The organism is Afipia sp. GW823-FHT06G09, assembly GCF_058794875.1.
Genome location: NZ_JBXAHF010000004.1, coordinates 160,461 through 176,945, shown reverse-complemented (window position 1 = coordinate 176,945; position 16,485 = coordinate 160,461). Strand labels below are relative to the sequence as shown.

The window sequence follows — 16,485 nt, the reverse complement described above, 5'->3', positions numbered from 1 at the left end:
TACGACCACCGCATGCTCAGAGCCTTGGCGGACCGCACATCGAGTTTCATCGGACGGAAGATCATCCCCTCCGGGGGTGACCGTTTCCGGATCGGATTATCGCTGCGGTCGTTCCCCTACTTCCATCACGCGCATAATTGCGGTTTTCCCGGCAAGCGGAAAACCGAGCGCACGATCGAGCTGGCGCTGGCGGACTTCTGGCTGGACAGGGTGACGGACGCTGTCGAGGTCGGTGCCGTTACACCTTATTATTGGCCGGGACGGGTCAAGCACGTCATCGATCCCGCGGATCAGTCACCTCACGTCACACAACAGGCATCTCTGCTCGAGGTGGATCTTACCGGCCGAAACGTTCTCAGCATTTCGACGGTCGAGCACATCGGCGAACAGCGCTACGGCATGAACGAAACCGCGACGTCGATGCAGGGACTGGAAAAGCTGTTCCGGGAATGCGCGCGTTATCTCGTCACATTTCCTGCCGGCTACAACCAGATCCTCGATGAATTCGTATTCGCGGGCGGCGCGGACAAATTCGGCAAGGTCCGCTATCTCGTCCGTAACCCGGACGAAAGCTGGCGCCCGGCGCCTCGCTCGCTGGCGTGGCGCGCCTATGGCGGCGACGGAATCACCTGGGCGAATTGCGTTGTCGTGATCGAAAAAGGCGGCGTTCTGTAGCGGTATTTGCTGCAATCCGGGCGCGTCTGGCGGATGCCCGGGAGATGTGGCATGTAGCAGACCGGCCGGTGAAGTCGCATCTTTCCCACTGCAGAAAAGCACTCATGACCATTTCGACTGTCTTGCGGAAGCCGCCCGTCATTTTAGCTGCGGGGACCCTTCTGGTCGCTCTTGTGGTCTTCTTCCGGATTCACGCGCTGTATCCCACCGTGTTCTCTGACGAGTGGACGTACAGCAGGATGTCTCGGTTGGATGCCTTATCGCAAGCGGAAATACCATCCTTCTTATATCTTTCAACTTACAGATTGACGAATGTCTGCGGCGACGGGTTTCTGTCCTGCGCCCGGCTGATGAATGTCGCGTTTTTCTTCTCCGCAATCCCATTCATCTATCTGATCGCGCGGAAAGTCGCGACGCCGGCGCTGGCGGTGTGGATCGCCCTTCTCGTCGCGATCAATCCGATGAATTCCTACACGGCCTACTTCATGCCGGAGGCGATGTTCTTTTTCGCCTTCTGGCTGTTCGCATGGTGCCTGCTGCGGCTCGACGCAGCACACAAGTCCGTGGACCTGATCGTTCCCGCTGTTCTGTTCGGGTTCATGGCTCTCGTGAAACCGCATCCGATCTTCATGTACCCGGCGCTGATCGTGTATCTCGGATACATGTCCCGGCAGGCAACGTATGCCGCATGGCTAAGGCTGTGGGCGATGCGGTCCGCGATCTTCGTTGGTGTTTCGCTGCTTGCAAAACTGGCGATCAGCTCCATCTTCGCCGGAAAGGCCGGCCTGACACTATTTGGGGGAAGATACGAAGCCCTTGCGGAACGCATGGATGGAGGCACGGAAAGATACATAGCAATTGCGTCGAATGCTGTCGGAAGCCTAAGCGGTCATTTGATGATTCTCGCGGTGTTGTTTGGAACCGCGATCTGCGTCTTGCTCTATATCGCTATGAACGGGCTCTTCCAAAAAGAACAACCCGGCGAAGCGCATAAGATAGCAATCTTCGGCTTTCTCGTTATCGGATCGATGATCGCTCTGTCGGCAATATTTACTGCGGCCGTAATGGGCCTAGCTCCCGCCGAGTCCCTTGCCCGCGTCCACATGCGTTATTACAATTTTTCGCTCCCGCTTCTGCTTATTCTGGCCGGGGCTGGGATTGCAGATAATCCGCATCGAAGAATTAATGTCGTCGCGGCGATCACGGTCGCTATTGCCGGTCTTACAGCTTATGCTATCGGCACCCGCATTTCCGGATTTACTCCGTCATGGATAGACGCGCCTGAAGCGACGGCAGCCGCTGAAGTGCCGGAAAGTTTTTACCTCGTTGCCGCCTTTGGTCTGTTCACCACCATCGCATGGGCGGTCAATCAACGCCTCGGCAGCAGAATTTTCCTACTCGCCTTCGCGCCGGTGATGATCCTGCTAAACTTGTACGCAGTGAATCGATATGCTCAACAATTTGAGCAACCCGATGCCGCGGATCGGGCTGGCATAGTCGCACACCAACTTTTTCAAAGTTCCGAGCTTCGCAATGTAACCGTTTACGGGCTCGACTTTGGCTACATCTCCAAGATTCTTTTCCATATCGATAGTCCACTTGCTAAATACGTCCAATCAGATCGAGGAACGCTTCCTAACTTTGAGGCAATTCGAAATACAAATAAAATTGCCGTCGTGTTAGGACCAACTCTCGGCGCACCAACCGGCACAACAGAAATACAGGGAGACGGTTTCTCCATTATCAGGAGTGCGAATCCCGAGTTGTACGTGGATTTTACAAGGCAAATGCCCTCCGGGGCACTTGCAGATACCACCGGAATGTCACTCCCTGAATCCTGGGGGGCATGGTCCGAGGGCGCCCTCGTGACATTGAAGTTCAGAAAGAACTTGCCGGAATCCCTGCGCGTTCACCTGCGCGCGAAAGCGTTCGGCCCGAATGTCGGCAAGCCATTCACGATGCGCGTCGGCGACCAGACCAGGGATTTCTCACTCACCGACGTTCCCCGCAACATCGAACTCAAATTCGGCAATCCCGGCGCAAGCGACACCATCACCATCGCGGTCCCTCAACCGGCCTCGCCTCACGAAACCGGTGTCGGCGGCGACCCTCGCAAGCTCGGAATCGCCATGATAGAATTCCGGATCGAGAAGCTGGACGGGTCAGGCAACTAGAACACCTCACAAGAAACTGCGGTCTCGGCACATGCGGCTGCCGAAACCACGGACACCTTCTGGAGACAGACAATGGGTTTGGGTTCTGTTCTGAACCTCATCAAGTATCGCAACGTCGTCGATGAGCTTTACCGCGGCCTGCTCGGCCGCGAGGCCGATGCCGATGGCCGCGCGCACCATTTGAACCTGCTCAGGAGCGGCGTGCCGCTGTCGCAACTCATCAGCGGCCTGGTCTCGTCCGATGAATTCAGACAGAAAAATCCCAAGAGCGGCGAAGAAGAGCCCGAAGGCTGCTCGAAGGCCGAAGCGATCGCCATGTTCGCGAAATTCGAGGACCCGGACCGCAAGCCACGCGAAGGCTTCACGACAAATTTCATGGGCGGCGTCGTGGCCGTCAATGTGATCGACATGCTCGGCGGCCGATCCGGCTTTGTCGAAGGTTACCCGATTCCGGCGAACATTCAGGGCCGCACCATCGAGTGGATGGGCACACTGCAATCCGTGCTCGATGCACGTGGCTCCTACTCCATCGTCGAACTCGGCGCCGGATGGGCGCCGTGGTGCGCTGCCGGATATGTTGCCGCTAAGAAAATGGGGATCACCGACATTTCCGTCGTCGCGGTCGAAGGCGACAAGGGCAAGATCGCCTTCATCCGCGACAACTTTGCAGCGCATGGAATCGACGAGAAAGCCACCACGATCACCTATGGCGTCGTCGGCCCGTTCGACGGCTTCGCGGAATTTCCCGACCTGTCGGTCGATCCCAACATCAACTACGGCCTTGCCGCGGACTTCAATGCCGCGAAAAAGGACGTCAAGATGCTGAAGGTCCCTGCCTTCAGTCTCAAGACCATCCTGGCGCCGTTCGACCGCGTCGATCTTATTCACTGCGATGTGCAGGGCGCTGAAGCCGACGTGTTCGAGGCCGGAATGGATGTCGCGCTTGCGAAGGTCAAACGCGTCGTCATCGGCACCCATTCGCTCGACATCGAAAAGCGTTTGATCGGAATCTTCAAGGGCTGGGTCTGCGAAGGCATGACATCCGGCGAATACATCGTCCCGTCGATCCTGACCCGGGACGGTTGCCAGATCTGGCGCAACCCCAACCTCACATCATAACGTTCACTACAGGATCTGCCCGCCGGTCGCGGTGGTGCCGTTCGCATTGCCAGGAAAATACGCGGTGGATGGCGTCGCCTGCGCGCCGGACGTGAAGATCACGCTGTTGCCCTCGATGGCGTAGCGCGGTCCGGTGGTCGCGCCGCTGTAGGTGTTGGCATTTCCATAGATCAGCGACAGCGTATCGGCATGGGCGAAGCCGCCGGCGAATGCCGGTGTGCCGGTGATGGTCACCGTCGCCGCCTGATAGCGGATCGAGCCGCCGATGCTGGCGTGCAGATGATAGTAAGCGCCGCCGGTGATGCTGTAGGCGACGAAACCGATGATCGATCCGCCTTGCAGCGCCATCATGTGAGCAACATCGCATGCCCCGAATTCCATCTTGCCCGTGATGTTGCACTGGGCACCGAGATCGGCGGAGATGCCGACGCCTGCCGTGGTGGTGATCTTGAGACCTTCCACCGAGACCACGGCATAATTCGAGCAGTAAATGGCGTTGGCGCCGCCACCGCTGATCACGACATTCGCCGGTGTCGTGGTGTCGCCCTTTACCTTGATCGTCCCCGCGCCGATCTGCGGAGAACTCACCTGAAATCCTGCGAACGTTCCCGCGCCGAGCTGGATCGTGACATTGAACCCGCCGAGATCGAGCTTGTTGTAGACGGTGTCGATCGCCTTCTGCACGGTCAGAAATGCGCCGCCCGATGTATTGGCCAGCCCGTCGTTGCTGTTGCTGCCATCCGAGCGGACATAATAGGTCCTGGCTGCGGTCAGCAGCTCGCGGACCACGGGGGCTGGACGCGCGATCGCATACCAGCGCGACGCGGTGCCGTCATAGCGCAGCAGCGCTGCTCTCTTCGCGCCAATCACGACATCGCTGCCGAGCGCAAAGCGATTGGCGGCGGATGAGGACGCGCTCTCGTTCAGGAGCGTGATGATCTGGCTGCCGGTATTGAGGATGACGACGACGCGGCCCTCTGCCCCGCCCGCCAGACCCGAGACGCTGCGCGATGCATCGGACGACAGGTTGACGACAGATGCCGAACTGAAGCCGGTTGGACTGTAATCGTTCTGGTTCGAGCTGATCTGCGACGGCGAGATGACACCCGTCAGCGACATCCCGCGTGGAAACGCCGCGTTACCCGAACTCTGATCGATGGCCAGCGCCTCGACAAACGCCGATCCATCGCTCGAAACCTTGAGCCTGAAGGCATCCGATCCGATCAGGCCGAATTCGGCGCGGCCGGAAAACGCATCGGAGAACACGACCGACGCTGTTTTCGCGCTGGCTTCCTTGGAAATCTGCACGCGCATGTGACCGGTGCCGCCTCCAGCGACGGAAACCGCATTGAACAGCGCCGCATTCGATTTCACGGTCAGCAGATTAGGAGCGCTCGCGGTATCGTTGATGCCGAGTTGAGCGACACTGCCTGACATGGCGCCAGCGCCGCCCGCGACATCGGTCCATGCCGTCCCGTCATAGACCAGCAACGCGCTATCGGCGTCGCACCACGCACACCAGCCGGGCTTCGGGACCAGAAAGCGCCATGCGCCGTCTTCATAAGCGGCAACCGCGTCAGCGTGTCCTGCCCATGTGCCGGTCGGCCCAGCCGCGACGATATGACGATCGCCTTCCGCTGGTGCGGTGGGAGGCGCGGTGCGATCGGCATCGAGCACGCCAATCTGCACCACGGCGTCCAGAATCCGCAACGCCTCGTTGTGCGTGACATGCTTCTGCGCCTGGCTGCCTTCGATGAAAGGCATCCCGAGATGAACTGTGTCTGTCATGAGAGAGATAACTCTGTTTGCGATGAAATACGCGGCTCTCCGCCGGCATGATCAAGCTCCCTCTCCCGTGGGAGAGGGTTGGGGTGAGGGCGTAGAAGCTATCGAGAGAGCGTACTCCCTCACCCGATGCACTTCGTGCATCGACCTCTCCCCACGGGAGAGGTCACGCAGAACTGGACACCTTCGGCGATACCCTCAGAGTGTGAGAGTGAATTCGGCCGGATGGCCGCGCCCGACCGTGCTCGACATCTGCGAGACGCGGCCATGCAGGCTCGATTGCGGCGTGCCGAAATCGGCAAGTTCGTCGGCGCTCGCATACAGCACGGATGGCAATGCCGACGAGATGCTCCGCACCACGGAGGAGCCCGAAAGAATATCGAGCGTGTAGGCCTCGGTGTCTTCACCAAGAGGCACCTCGACAGTCCAGTTGTCGCCGTCGCGGCGGGTCCGCCTGACCCACGACACATGGATGCCGTCGCCCCCACGCACCGCTTTGACATGCACAGGCGACAGCGGCAGCAGCGCAGTCGGTTGCGGTATCACTGTGAGCGCGAGCGCCGACGGATCATCATGGCTGCGGCCGGTCGCCACGATGCGCAGATCGATGGCGCGATCGAGCGCACCAAGGCCGCGCGCAATCGTCGCCACATGATCGTCGAGCAACACAAACGGCGAACCGGCGGGCAATGGATTGGCAATCGCGTATTCGCTGCCCGCCTGCCCGCGCAAGAGCCGCGAGAGCTTGTAAGTCTTATCGTCCACCAGCTCGGCGTTGGCGAACTGCAGGATCTCCCATTCACCTGATGCGTTCAGCACCGCTGCCGCATTGGCGCCGTCAAGCACGCGCGCATCGGCCACGGACGCCAGCGCGCCGCCGTAAAGCATCACGCGCGCTTCACTTCCGCGATCCCAGCGGCTCGTGGGCCCGGCGGGAAGCGGATCGAGCGTCTCTCCGATGATCGAGGGCGCGAACGCCGTCGCCGCTTTCTCGAAACTCAAACCGTCAGCCGAGCGCCACACCGTCACCGAACCCGGCCAGGGATCGGCGAAAATCGCCAGACGCGTCAGCACGGGCGGCTCAGATGAATCGATGCCCGGCAGACTGAGCACCAGCGCCTGCACCGGACCCAATGCCGGTGGAATAGCTGGCGGTTTCACCCGCGGCGCCGACAACGGCACGGAGAAGACCTCCGGATCGATGCTGCGCGCCTTGACCTGCCGCGATTGCGTATCGACCAGTTCCGAAATCTCGAACAGCCGCCGCCGCGCATTGATGGTCACGCCGATCACATCGCCCGGTGCGAGCGCCAGCGCCTTCATGCCGAGCGAAAATTCCGCGCTTTCGCGCCCGGCCCACAGATCCTGCAGCCAGATGTCGGCGCGGCGTGTCGCGGCGGCATCATCGGTGATGACGGCGAAATCCGAATGCAGGGTGCGGTTCGATCCGCCGACCAGCCGCCGCGAGGTGACGGCGGAGCGGCGATAGTCCGCCGCGCCATCCGTGAAGCCGAACGAGATTTTGCGCGGCAACTCGGTTTCCTGCCCGCGTGTCAGCCGCGCCAGTGCTCCCTTCTGCGGATCGACCATCTCGTCCTCATCGATCTCCGCCACTGGCGGCGCGCCGCGCTGGACGAACGTCAGGTCGCCGCCCGCCACCGTCGCATCGAACGCATAGGCCATCGCCAGCGGATCGATCGCGGCACGCGGCGACATCGGGCGATCCACCACATAGCCGTCGCAGCTTTCGCGCAGATTGTCGGTGCGCGCGTCCGTGACATTTGCATCATCGAGGATCGCGCCGACCAGTGCATCGAGCGGCGCGGCCCCCAACCGTCCGGTCAGCCAGTGCCCGGTCTGCCAGTTCGGGCCGTCGCCCCAGACATCTTCCGCTGCCGGAAACACCGGATAAGGCCGCGCGTCCCAGGTCCACAGGTGCAGACCGGAAACATCGAGCATCCGCCCGCCATAAACCGGCGACACCGGATTAAGCGTCGCCGCCCCGAAGTCGGGATCGAACGCAGCGATAACCGCCTCGAGATAGCGGCGCTGGATCAGGTCGTCGCGCTGACCGTTCGAGAAATATGGAACGGTGCCTTCGATCGACCGTGCATCGGGAAACGCACTCGGCTGGTTCGCGCCCTTGTCCACGGCGGGGCATCCCACTTCCGTCAGCCAGATCGGCTTGCTGCGCGGCGTCCATAACGTTGCGCTGCCGACTTCGACGCCGCCGACGCGCTCGATGTGCGGGTTGGCCCACCAGCTCCATAAATCCTTCGCCCGATAGATCCACGGCTTGCCGGGGCCGTCGGTGATCGGCGCGCGTGTCTGTGCAGAACGCGCGGCATCGTCGGCATAATACCAGTCATAGGCCTCACCGCCGCTGAGGTTCGCCATGAGGTAGTCGCGATCATGGATCGATGACGCGATGGTCGCATCAAGCTGTCCTGCATCATCGCGCCAGTCGGACAGCGGCGCATAGTAATCGATACCCACTGCATCGATCGCCGATGACGCCCACAGCGGATCGAGCGGAAAACGGACCTCGCCGCCGATGACATGCGCGCCGTATTCGGTCCAGTCCGCGCCATAGGTCACGACAGTGCCTGCGCCGACGACAGCCTTTACATCCGAGGCCAGTGTCGTCAGCGCCTGCACCGCCGGATACACGCCTGACGCCGAGCGAACGCGCGTCAGCGCTTTCAGTTCCGAGCCGATCAGGAATGCATCGACGCCGTCGCATGACACAGCGAGATTGGCGTAATGCAAAATCATCCGGCGATAATTCCAGCCGCTGGTGCCGCCGCCGGAAAAGAAGTTCGCAATCTGCGTCGCAGCCGTGCTCGTCCCGTCTGGCGAGCCGCTCACGCCCGGCGCTGGATTGCACGTGATACGCCCGCGCCAGGGATAGACCGGCTGCGACGATGCACCGGTCCACGGATCGGTCAGCGTATTGCCCGCCGAAATATCCATCATCAGGAACGGATAGAGCGTGACCTTCAATCCGCGTGCCTTCAGCTCCGCGATCAGATGCCGCACGCTGTCGTCGGACGGGGTGCCGCCGTAGGCCGGACGCCCTTCCACCGAGGAAACAACCGAGGCTGTCCCCCGGCTCAGCCCCGCCACAGACCACGTCCCGCTGGATGTGACCTTGATCGCGTTATCCACGCGCGGCTGCGCGGTGCAATTGCCCGCGCGCAGATCGTTGCCGAACCACGTAACGACAATCGCGACACGTTCGAGATTGGGACAGGTCGCCTGAAGATCGTCCAGCGAAGCGATAACATCGGAGGGCGCATTGGCGACATGACGGTTTTCCGGCGCGGACTGGCCGGGGCCGAGTACGCGCACCACGGCCGATGTTTCGTAACCGAATTCGGTCGCGCCGGGGATCAGCGTCACCGCGCGCGTCATCTGTTCGAGCTTGCCGATCGGCCGTACGATCTCGAACGACAGTTGCGGAATGCGATTGCCGAAATCCGCCAGCGGCAGCCGCTCGAACACGACATAGGCCAGCCCGCGATAGGCCGGCGCATTGCCTGCGCCCTCCTTCGCGACGATCAGATCGTCCGCGGCCTGGTCTTCGCCGCCGCGATGAACGCGCACGTTGAGGTTCGACGTATCGAGCGGCTTGCCGTCAGCCCAGATGCGGCCGACATGGCCGATCTCACCTTCGCAAAGCCCGACCGCGAAGTTCGCATAATAGGAATACGTCGTCGTGGTGACGCTGCCGCCGCTACCTGTGATCCCGCCCTTGCCGCCCGCGCTGCCACCCTCGGTGCGCGTGGAGACGACTTCCTCCAGCCGCGTCGCCCAGATCACCTGGCCCGACAGCCGCGCGCGGCCATAGACCCGCGGGATCGGCGCGCCCTCAGTGGAGGCCATGACGTCGAGGTCCGCAAGGCGCGGCCCCTGCACCGTGCGGTCCTGCGCGAACAGGGAATGGTCGATGATGTTGCCGACCAGCGCGCCGGCGATCCGGCCCGCGATGGCGCCGGCCGGACCGAATACCGCACCCGCCGCGCCGCCTGCGACTGAAAGAACGAGAGCTGCCATGTGGACCCGCTGAATGTCGATATGTTTCAGATGTCCGCTCGTCCCCGCGAAAGCGGGGACCCAGACGGAAATGGACTGGATTCCCGCTTTCGCGGGAATGAGCGGAGAAAATGTAAACGCGCGAAGATTTCATCGTCGTCCCGGCGCAGGCCGGGACGACCAGTGAATGTTTCGGCGATCAATCCGTCACTCCCGGAAACCGAAACGCAAATGCGAGCCGCCGCCGCCACCAGGGCGACAGCGCGACTTCGCAAACCGCAGCCCCGTCGTGGGCGTGGATCATGGTGCCTTCGCCGGTCGCAATCGCCGCGTGCTTGGCGACAAAGCCGTCGCGCCAGCGAAACAGCAGCACATCGCCGCCGCCGATCTCATCGCGCGCCACCGGAACGAGATGCCGCGTGGCGGCGTCCACCAGCGTCTCCGCGCCAGAGGCTTCGGCCCAGTCCGGCGCATAAGGTGGCGGCAGCTCCGGCTCCTCGCCGATACAGTTGCGCCAGACCCCGCGCACGAGGCCGAGGCAATCGCAGCCGACACCTTTCAGTGAACCCTGATGGCGATAGCGCGTGCCGATCCATGCGCGCGTCTCGGCGACGATGGCGGCGCGGGTAAGAGATGAGGTCATCGATACGTCCAAAAAATGGAGCCACCCCCACCCCGGCGCTGCGCGCCGACCCTCCCCACAAGGGGGAGGGATAAAATCGGGCGCGATCCCGCCAGGAGTTGATCCCTCCCCTCGATGGGGAGGGTGGCCGACCGACAGGTCGGTCGGGTGGGGTGAAAGCATCCGCTATTACTCATCCCGCCAACGACCGGCCATCATTGCCCGCCCCCGCATCCGGCGACGCGATGACGAAGTCATTGCCCGGAATATGCGGGAAGCCGCGAAAGTTGACGGCATTGGAAAAACGCTCGCGACAGGTGGCAAACCGCTTGTCGCATCCTGCCGTCACCGCGAACGCATCACCGCTCGTGATCGCTTCCGGCATCGCCTGCCATAGCGACAGCCGCGGGTGTCCCGACGCCATGCGGTGATCCTTGATCTCGACGGACAGTCCGGCGTTGGCGCCGGACGTCCAGGTCAGCCTGCCGCCGGTGAAAACGCCATCCGCAAACGTATCGAGCCCTGCCGCAACGAGCGCAGACGTGGACTCGATGGACATCACGCTGCCCGCGCCTTGCAGCCCCGCAGCGACGAGATCGAACCTGCAACGCGGATCGCCGAGATCGGCGCTGCATCGCGCGGTGAACAGCCGCCCGCTCTGTTGCGAAAGCGAGTCCGCCAGCCCGCGCAGTTCGGCGCTGAATGCCTGCCCCTCGCGCTTGACCTCGCCGAGCGTCGAGCGCGCCGTCAGCACACGCAGCGACACGTCGCTCCAGTCCACCAGCCAGCTTTCGACACCTGCAGCGTCATAGCGGCCCGCGGCGAGATCGCTTTCGAGCAGCGCGTCGTCCGACAGCGCGCCGGCGATTTCCGCGCCATCGACCGAAAGGTCGAAGCGGCTGGTGGCTTCTGAAGACGTAAAGCCGGTGCCGGCGCGATAGGTCACGCCGGCAATGACCAGATCGTCATCATGATCGGTGAAGCCCTGCACCACACCGTCGCGCCGCGAGAGCTTCCAGCAATGCGCCAGTGTGGTGACGCCGGAATCAAGCCTGGCCTGAAGTTCCGATGGAATGTCTCTCATGGGCGGATCTCCACCAAGGGAATCTTCGGGATCGCGCCCGCAGCGAAAGCCGACAGGTCGACCTCAAGATAATCGGTGTCGAACCGCACCGGCACATCGAACAGGAAGCCTGCCGTCACTGCCGCGCCGCTCGCAGGGGCGTGTCCCGGCAAAAACGTGACAACGCCCGTTGTGGGGTCACAGGTAAACGCGATGCCCGCTGAAACCTCGCTGCCTGCGACCGCGACCCGCACGCTGCCCGGCACCGGCTTCGCGACAGTACGTGTGTAAGGCGCATAGGTGCTGCCGTAGGTCTTGACCAACTGAAAAGCCGCACGAGCGCCATCGCCCGTGCCCAGCGTCTGGTCGAGCGGCGTAACGCTCGACGCTGGCGCCGCGGAGGAATGATCGAGCCGGTCGCGCCAGCGGAAGCCGTAGAGCTGTCCCCGCCGCTCCTCAAAGAACGCTACCACCTGCTGCAATGCGTCGAGCGTCTTGACGCCGTAACCGGCATCGAAGCGGCGGCGGGAATGGGCCCAGCGTGCGTTGCGCTCTTCGCGCCCGGAGCCAAAGGTAATAATGTCGGTGCGCCGCTCGGGTCCGCCCGCGCTTTTCAGCGCGACGTCGAGCGGAAACAGCACCTCATGAAAACCGGCGGGCATGGTTCAATCCCGTGTTTGTTAACGACGGCCGGGAACCGATGTGCCCGGCGGACATTGATTGATCGGAGATCGCCACGAACGGGAGACCGGACCATGGCCCAGTGCGAAACCTGCGGAAACGACTACGACAAGGCATTTCAGGTCACGATGGGTGGCAAGACCCACACCTATGACAGCTTCGAATGCGCCATCCACGCCCTGGCGCCGTCATGCGCCAACTGCGGCACGCGCATTGTCGGTCACGGGCTCGAGAACAAGGGCACGTTCTATTGCTGCGACCACTGCGCCGAGCACAAGGGCGTCAAGGGGTTGCGCGACCGCGTGCATTAAAGGCTGCGTTGCCCGCGCGACACCGCGCGCGCGATCTGGCCGGTGATATAGTTCTCTGAACGGCGGAAACTTTCGAGATCCGGCGTGGCGATCTGGATTGTGACGTTGTTACCGCTCGTGCGCCCGGTCACGCCGAGCTTGCCGTCCGGTCCCCGCGCCAGCGGCATGATCGCTTCCGGCCCCGCCTCGCCCGCAAGGCCGACGCCGCCCTGCATCAGCGGGAAATATTCCGGCGTGCCGATCACCCCGCCGCTCGCGAACGGCTTCACCGCCCCGGAGGCAGCAGCCAAAGAGATCCCGGCCGATGACCCCGTTCCGGTGAGGCCCGAGAGCAGGTTTGACAACCCGCCCGCAATGCTTTTCTCCAGCGGCCTGAATGCGAGACGCACCGCCATGTCGGACAGCCGCAGCGTCAGCGACTTCAGCACGTCGTCGAACTGCCTGCCGCCGACCACCGACGCCGTAAACGCGCTGGTCATCGCCCGCGAAAATGCCATCGCTCCGGTCGTGAGTTCGCGCGTGCGCAACCCAAGCGCGCCAAGCGTCAGCGAAACGTCGTCGCCAGATGAATCGATTGCCATGAATTACTCTCCACGCGGTTTATCGGGAAACGTCTTCATCAAGTTGTCGAGCGCTGTGCGGTCCATCGGCGCTGTGATCGGACCGCGCACCGCCGCGACTGCGCAGGCCAGTTCGCGCGGCGTCATCCGCCAGAATTGATCCGGCGGCAGATGCAGCACGCCGATGCCAAAGCCGATCGCTTCATGCCAGGGAAACGGCTTCATCGCGCCTCACCGATCGGTGCGTCGTCGAACGTAGCAGCAATCAGATCGGCAGCGATGCGCACATAACCCGCCGCACCGCCGTCAACTGTCATGGCCGCGACTTCATCGTCCGACACAGCCTCGCCCGCGCCGCGCAGGCCCGCGGCGATAATTTTCGTCAGATCGCGCGATGACAGCCGCCCGGTGCCGAAGCGCTCCGCCAGTGCCATAAGGTCATTCGCACCGAACGCGGATTCCAGTTCGGCGAGTGCACCGAGCGTCAGCACCAATGTGCGCCGCCTGCCGCCGATGTCGGCGGAAATTTCCCCGCGATAGGTGTTGGGCATCTTTCTCTCCTCTATTCCCGTCATTGCGAGCGAAGCGAAGCAATCCATCTTTGGATTTCGAAAGAATGGATTGCTTCGTCGCAAGTGCTCCTCGCAATGACGCTACGCCGCCGTAAATGTGAGCGCGCCGGCCGATTCCAGCGAAAGGTCGAACGTCACCTCGCCGTTGTGCTCGCCGGAAAACTCGAGACTCGAAATCTGGAACAGGCCTTCGATAATGCCGAAGTCCGGCACCAAGACCTGGCACAATTTCAGTGCGCCGTCGAAGAACACTTGACGCACCAGCGCGTCAGAAGCTGTGTCCCTGAACAGTCCCCTGCCCGAGACCGACGCACGCTTGATTCCGGCACCCGCGAGCAGTTCGCGCCAGCGCTCGGTGGATTCCGCGTGGGTGACATCCACCGTTTCCGCGTTGAACGCGATCCTGCGGCTGCGCAATCCGGCGACGGTGACGAAGCTCGTGCCGTCGTGCATCTTCAGCAACAGATCCTTGCCTTTCTGGGCGCCCATTATTGTCTCCTCAGATCATGGGTTCAGTAACCGCGCGAAACCGCACCAGCGCGTGATAGGTGCGTCCGTCGGACTCGCGGCGGATGTCGGCGATTGAAAATCGTAAGTTGACCAGCCGGTGGCCATCCGGCTCCAGCGGTGCGTCGTCGAGCGCCTGCAACAGCACACCGGCGATCACATGCGCCTCACGGTGGCCACCCTTGCGCGACCAGGCATGCAGCGTGAGCTGATGTTCCTGTGCCTGCCCGCCGTCAGACGAGGCATCGATCAGCCGCGCCTCGCCCAGCGTTACGTAAGGAAATTCAGCATCGCGCGGCGGCTCATCGTAAACCCGCGCCCCACCGAGAACGGATGCGAGCGCGCTATCCGCGAGCAGCGCGTCATGGATCGCGGCGCGCAGCGCCACGTTGGCAAGAGTCATAAATGGGGTCTTTCTTTCGATCTCCCCTTGAGGGGAGCTGAGTGTGTATGGCTCCCTCTCCCCGCCCGCGGGGAGAGGGTTGGGGTGAGGGGCAGCTTCTTTGACAAACCTGAGATCGGCCCCTCACCCGGATCGCTTCGCGACCCGACCTCTCCCCGTAAAAACGGGGAGAGGTTTCAAGAGGGTCACCCCATCCGCACGTCCGCATCGATCTCGATGAAGCGGCGATCGTCGCGCTCGCGAATCGAGACGATGCGATAGATCCGCGCGCCGTCGCTGAAGCGATGCTGCAGCGTCAGCGACAGATTGCTGCGCAGGACGATGCGATAATCCTGCGTCGCGCCGTCGGCATCGGCCTGTACGTCGCGGCGCGAGCCAAGCGGCGTCACCTGCGCCCACACTGTGGCGAACGTTGTCCAGGTCCGCACCACGCCGCCCTGATCGTCGGGCGTCTCGACCGGTTGCTGGACCGCCAGCCGTGTTTTCAACTGTCCGAGATCGATCATAGCGACAGCACCCGATGCGACGAAATCATGGCGTTGACGCTGGCCGGCATCATCGGCACAGACTGGCCAATGGCAATCAGCCCGCGGTTCTCATACCAGTGCGCCACCAGCATGCGGATCGCCTGCAACAATGTCGGCGGCACGTCCGCCCCGGACGCACCGAAGCCGACGTCGAGATCGAGTTCGATCCCCGCGACGCTGCGTCCCGGCACCGGCAGCGACCAGCTCGGCGCCGCGATGACGCCTGTGGCGGCATCGATCACAAAGATTTCCGGATCGATCGCGCTTGCTTCATTCGCCGCGCTGAACACACGGGCCCCCGCAAGCGCCCGCAGCGGGCCGATGCGGGGCGCGATGCGCCCGCCGTCCGGCCAGCGATCCAGCACCAGCCGCCAGGTCTGCGCGATCAATGCACGGCGCGTCAGCGCCTCGACATGGTTGCGTGCCGCGGAGATCAGCGACGAGATGATGGCGTCGTCGTCGCCGTGCTCCACGCGCAGAAAGCGCTTCGCGTCCACAAGCGAGAGCGGTTCCGCCGCAGGCGCGGTAAGAAGGTATGCAGGCATTGATGAAACCTTTGTGTTCAGTCGTTACGCAACGCGGTTGACAAAGCGCGCCCGGCGAGGCTCAACCTTGCGGATGATCCCGCTTTCCCGCCTTTGCGCCGCCCTCGTCATTTCGTCGGTCTTCGTGCAGCCGTCGCATGCGATCACCGGCAGCCGCTCCGCGCCGAGCAGCGACGTTGCGCGATCCATCGTCACAGTGGTTGCCGCGGGTGGCGGCGTCTGCACCGGCACGATGATTTCGCCGAGCATTATCCTGACCGCCGCGCATTGCATCGCGCCGGGCACGGCCAATCGTGTGATCGACTATTCATCGAAGCCGCCGACGCTGATCGCGCCGAAGCAGGTCGCGGTGCATCCGCGCTACAACGCGCAATCCATCGCCGCGCATCGGGCAACAGCGGATGTCGCGCTGCTGCGCCTGTCCGCGCCGATGCCCGGCAAGTCGGCCGCGCTTCTCGGCGTGCCGCGCATTCCGTTTTCGCCGGTGTCGCGCTTCACTGTCGTCGGCATCGGATCGACGGTCGCCGGCAGCGATAGCGGCGTCGGCACCGTCCGCGCGGCGCCGCTCGCCGTCACCGGCCAGCCCGGCACATTGCAGGTGCGCCTGGTCGATCCGCAAACCCAGAATAAAAGCGCTGGCATGGGCGCCTGCACCGGAGACTCCGGCGCGCCCGCGTTCGAGGATCAGGACGGCCGCAGCGTCATCACCGGTGTGGTGAGCTGGTCGACCGGCGCAAACAACTCGGCGGGCTGCGGCGGCCTCACCGGCGTAACGCCGCTGACGCTCTACCGCGACTGGATCGTCACCACCGCGCGAAGCTGGGGCGCTGGGATTCCGTAAACGCCATGCGGCGGCGTGCCGCATCGCCGCTCCGGTTCCCGCCCCAAGGGCCTGACAAACGGCCG

17 protein-coding genes are annotated in these 16,485 nt (G+C 63.0%); 5 read left to right on the top strand and 12 right to left on the bottom strand.

The features are described 5' to 3' along the window. The first annotated feature begins 12 nt into the window (after positions 1–12). The 3 genes from AC1Q67_RS17700 (at position 13) to AC1Q67_RS17690 (ending at position 3,968) form a co-directional block, all read left to right on the top strand. On the top strand, positions 13–675 hold the full coding sequence (locus AC1Q67_RS17700; RefSeq protein WP_492237020.1) for a hypothetical protein: 663 nt from the start codon (positions 13–15) through the stop codon (positions 673–675). A gap of 104 nt (positions 676–779) precedes the next feature. Next, positions 780–2,849, top strand: coding sequence for a DUF7024 domain-containing protein (locus AC1Q67_RS17695; protein WP_492237021.1), 2,070 nt, complete (start codon positions 780–782; stop codon positions 2,847–2,849). A 72-nt stretch (positions 2,850–2,921) separates the two neighbouring features. Next, positions 2,922–3,968 carry a DUF4214 domain-containing protein gene (locus AC1Q67_RS17690; RefSeq protein WP_492237022.1) on the top strand — a complete coding sequence of 349 codons (1,047 nt, stop codon included), beginning with the start codon at positions 2,922–2,924 and terminating at the stop codon, positions 3,966–3,968. 6 nt (positions 3,969–3,974) lie between these two features. On the opposite strand, the gene AC1Q67_RS17685 is transcribed toward AC1Q67_RS17690, so the two are convergent. The 5 genes from AC1Q67_RS17685 to AC1Q67_RS17665 all read right to left on the bottom strand — a co-directional run bounded on the left by AC1Q67_RS17685 (position 3,975) and on the right by AC1Q67_RS17665 (position 12,135). Then, positions 3,975–5,756, bottom strand: a complete 1,782-nt coding sequence (locus AC1Q67_RS17685; protein WP_492237023.1) for a DUF2793 domain-containing protein — start codon at positions 5,754–5,756, stop codon at positions 3,975–3,977. Between the two features lie 195 nt (positions 5,757–5,951). Next, the gene (locus AC1Q67_RS17680; protein WP_492237024.1) at positions 5,952–9,809 is read right to left on the bottom strand and encodes a baseplate multidomain protein megatron; all 3,858 of its coding nucleotides are present in this window, start codon (positions 9,807–9,809) and stop codon (positions 5,952–5,954) included. 178 nt (positions 9,810–9,987) lie between these two features. Then, a complete protein-coding gene (locus AC1Q67_RS17675) occupies positions 9,988–10,431 on the bottom strand; it encodes a C40 family peptidase (RefSeq protein WP_492237025.1) in 444 nt (147 codons plus the stop codon). Between the two features lie 172 nt (positions 10,432–10,603). Beyond that, positions 10,604–11,494: a phage/gene transfer agent baseplate hub protein gene (locus tag AC1Q67_RS17670; protein WP_492237026.1), complete on the bottom strand. Its 891-nt coding sequence runs from the start codon at positions 11,492–11,494 to the stop codon at positions 10,604–10,606. Further along, the gene (locus AC1Q67_RS17665; RefSeq protein ID WP_492237027.1) at positions 11,491–12,135 is read right to left on the bottom strand and encodes a phage distal tail protein, Rcc01695 family; all 645 of its coding nucleotides are present in this window, start codon (positions 12,133–12,135) and stop codon (positions 11,491–11,493) included. The genes AC1Q67_RS17670 and AC1Q67_RS17665 overlap by 4 nt, the downstream gene beginning before the upstream one ends. Positions 12,136–12,228: 93 nt before the next feature. Between AC1Q67_RS17665 and AC1Q67_RS17660 the strand changes: the two genes are divergently transcribed. Further along, complete coding sequence (locus AC1Q67_RS17660) at positions 12,229–12,465, top strand: hypothetical protein (protein WP_024574028.1); 237 nt, start codon at positions 12,229–12,231, stop codon at positions 12,463–12,465. On the opposite strand, the gene AC1Q67_RS17655 is transcribed toward AC1Q67_RS17660, so the two are convergent. From AC1Q67_RS17655 to AC1Q67_RS17625, 7 genes are all read right to left on the bottom strand, one after another. Beyond that, the gene (locus AC1Q67_RS17655; protein WP_492237028.1) at positions 12,462–13,046 is read right to left on the bottom strand and encodes a phage tail tape measure protein; all 585 of its coding nucleotides are present in this window, start codon (positions 13,044–13,046) and stop codon (positions 12,462–12,464) included. The genes AC1Q67_RS17660 and AC1Q67_RS17655 overlap by 4 nt on opposite strands. A 3-nt stretch (positions 13,047–13,049) precedes the next feature. Further along, the gene (locus AC1Q67_RS17650) at positions 13,050–13,250 is read right to left on the bottom strand and encodes a rcc01693 family protein (RefSeq protein WP_492237029.1); all 201 of its coding nucleotides are present in this window, start codon (positions 13,248–13,250) and stop codon (positions 13,050–13,052) included. Further along, positions 13,247–13,576, bottom strand: a complete 330-nt coding sequence (locus tag AC1Q67_RS17645) for a gene transfer agent family protein (protein WP_492237030.1) — start codon at positions 13,574–13,576, stop codon at positions 13,247–13,249. The genes AC1Q67_RS17650 and AC1Q67_RS17645 overlap by 4 nt, the downstream gene beginning before the upstream one ends. Before the next feature lie 102 nt (positions 13,577–13,678). Further along, positions 13,679–14,086, bottom strand: a complete 408-nt coding sequence (locus AC1Q67_RS17640) for a phage major tail protein, TP901-1 family (protein ID WP_492237031.1) — start codon at positions 14,084–14,086, stop codon at positions 13,679–13,681. 10 nt (positions 14,087–14,096) lie between these two features. After that, complete coding sequence (locus AC1Q67_RS17635) at positions 14,097–14,507, bottom strand: DUF3168 domain-containing protein (RefSeq protein ID WP_492237032.1); 411 nt, start codon at positions 14,505–14,507, stop codon at positions 14,097–14,099. A gap of 185 nt (positions 14,508–14,692) precedes the next feature. Then, complete coding sequence (locus tag AC1Q67_RS17630; RefSeq protein ID WP_492237033.1) at positions 14,693–15,013, bottom strand: phage head closure protein; 321 nt, start codon at positions 15,011–15,013, stop codon at positions 14,693–14,695. After that, positions 15,010–15,579, bottom strand: coding sequence for a head-tail connector protein (locus AC1Q67_RS17625; RefSeq protein WP_492237034.1), 570 nt, complete (start codon positions 15,577–15,579; stop codon positions 15,010–15,012). The genes AC1Q67_RS17630 and AC1Q67_RS17625 overlap by 4 nt, the downstream gene beginning before the upstream one ends. A 73-nt stretch (positions 15,580–15,652) precedes the next feature. Between AC1Q67_RS17625 and AC1Q67_RS17620 the strand changes: the two genes are divergently transcribed. Further along, complete coding sequence (locus AC1Q67_RS17620; protein WP_492237035.1) at positions 15,653–16,420, top strand: S1 family peptidase; 768 nt, start codon at positions 15,653–15,655, stop codon at positions 16,418–16,420. Positions 16,421–16,485 lie beyond the last annotated feature (65 nt).

What these genes read in the sequence shown, in the direction of transcription:
- AC1Q67_RS17700 (WP_492237020.1), top strand. Translation starts at nt 13, where the DNA reads ATGCTCAGAGCCTTGGCGGACCGCACATCGAGTTTCATCGGACGGAAG.
- AC1Q67_RS17695 (WP_492237021.1), top strand. Translation starts at nt 780, where the DNA reads ATGACCATTTCGACTGTCTTGCGGAAGCCGCCCGTCATTTTAGCTGCG.
- AC1Q67_RS17690 (WP_492237022.1), top strand. Translation starts at nt 2,922, where the DNA reads ATGGGTTTGGGTTCTGTTCTGAACCTCATCAAGTATCGCAACGTCGTC.
- AC1Q67_RS17685 (WP_492237023.1), bottom strand. Translation starts at nt 5,756, where the DNA reads ATGACAGACACAGTTCATCTCGGGATGCCTTTCATCGAAGGCAGCCAG.
- AC1Q67_RS17680 (WP_492237024.1), bottom strand. Translation starts at nt 9,809, where the DNA reads ATGGCAGCTCTCGTTCTTTCAGTCGCAGGCGGCGCGGCGGGTGCGGTA.
- AC1Q67_RS17675 (WP_492237025.1), bottom strand. Translation starts at nt 10,431, where the DNA reads ATGACCTCATCTCTTACCCGCGCCGCCATCGTCGCCGAGACGCGCGCA.
- AC1Q67_RS17670 (WP_492237026.1), bottom strand. Translation starts at nt 11,494, where the DNA reads ATGAGAGACATTCCATCGGAACTTCAGGCCAGGCTTGATTCCGGCGTC.
- AC1Q67_RS17665 (WP_492237027.1), bottom strand. Translation starts at nt 12,135, where the DNA reads ATGCCCGCCGGTTTTCATGAGGTGCTGTTTCCGCTCGACGTCGCGCTG.
- AC1Q67_RS17660 (WP_024574028.1), top strand. Translation starts at nt 12,229, where the DNA reads ATGGCCCAGTGCGAAACCTGCGGAAACGACTACGACAAGGCATTTCAG.
- AC1Q67_RS17655 (WP_492237028.1), bottom strand. Translation starts at nt 13,046, where the DNA reads ATGGCAATCGATTCATCTGGCGACGACGTTTCGCTGACGCTTGGCGCG.
- AC1Q67_RS17650 (WP_492237029.1), bottom strand. Translation starts at nt 13,250, where the DNA reads ATGAAGCCGTTTCCCTGGCATGAAGCGATCGGCTTTGGCATCGGCGTG.
- AC1Q67_RS17645 (WP_492237030.1), bottom strand. Translation starts at nt 13,576, where the DNA reads ATGCCCAACACCTATCGCGGGGAAATTTCCGCCGACATCGGCGGCAGG.
- AC1Q67_RS17640 (WP_492237031.1), bottom strand. Translation starts at nt 14,086, where the DNA reads ATGGGCGCCCAGAAAGGCAAGGATCTGTTGCTGAAGATGCACGACGGC.
- AC1Q67_RS17635 (WP_492237032.1), bottom strand. Translation starts at nt 14,507, where the DNA reads ATGACTCTTGCCAACGTGGCGCTGCGCGCCGCGATCCATGACGCGCTG.
- AC1Q67_RS17630 (WP_492237033.1), bottom strand. Translation starts at nt 15,013, where the DNA reads ATGATCGATCTCGGACAGTTGAAAACACGGCTGGCGGTCCAGCAACCG.
- AC1Q67_RS17625 (WP_492237034.1), bottom strand. Translation starts at nt 15,579, where the DNA reads ATGCCTGCATACCTTCTTACCGCGCCTGCGGCGGAACCGCTCTCGCTT.
- AC1Q67_RS17620 (WP_492237035.1), top strand. Translation starts at nt 15,653, where the DNA reads ATGATCCCGCTTTCCCGCCTTTGCGCCGCCCTCGTCATTTCGTCGGTC.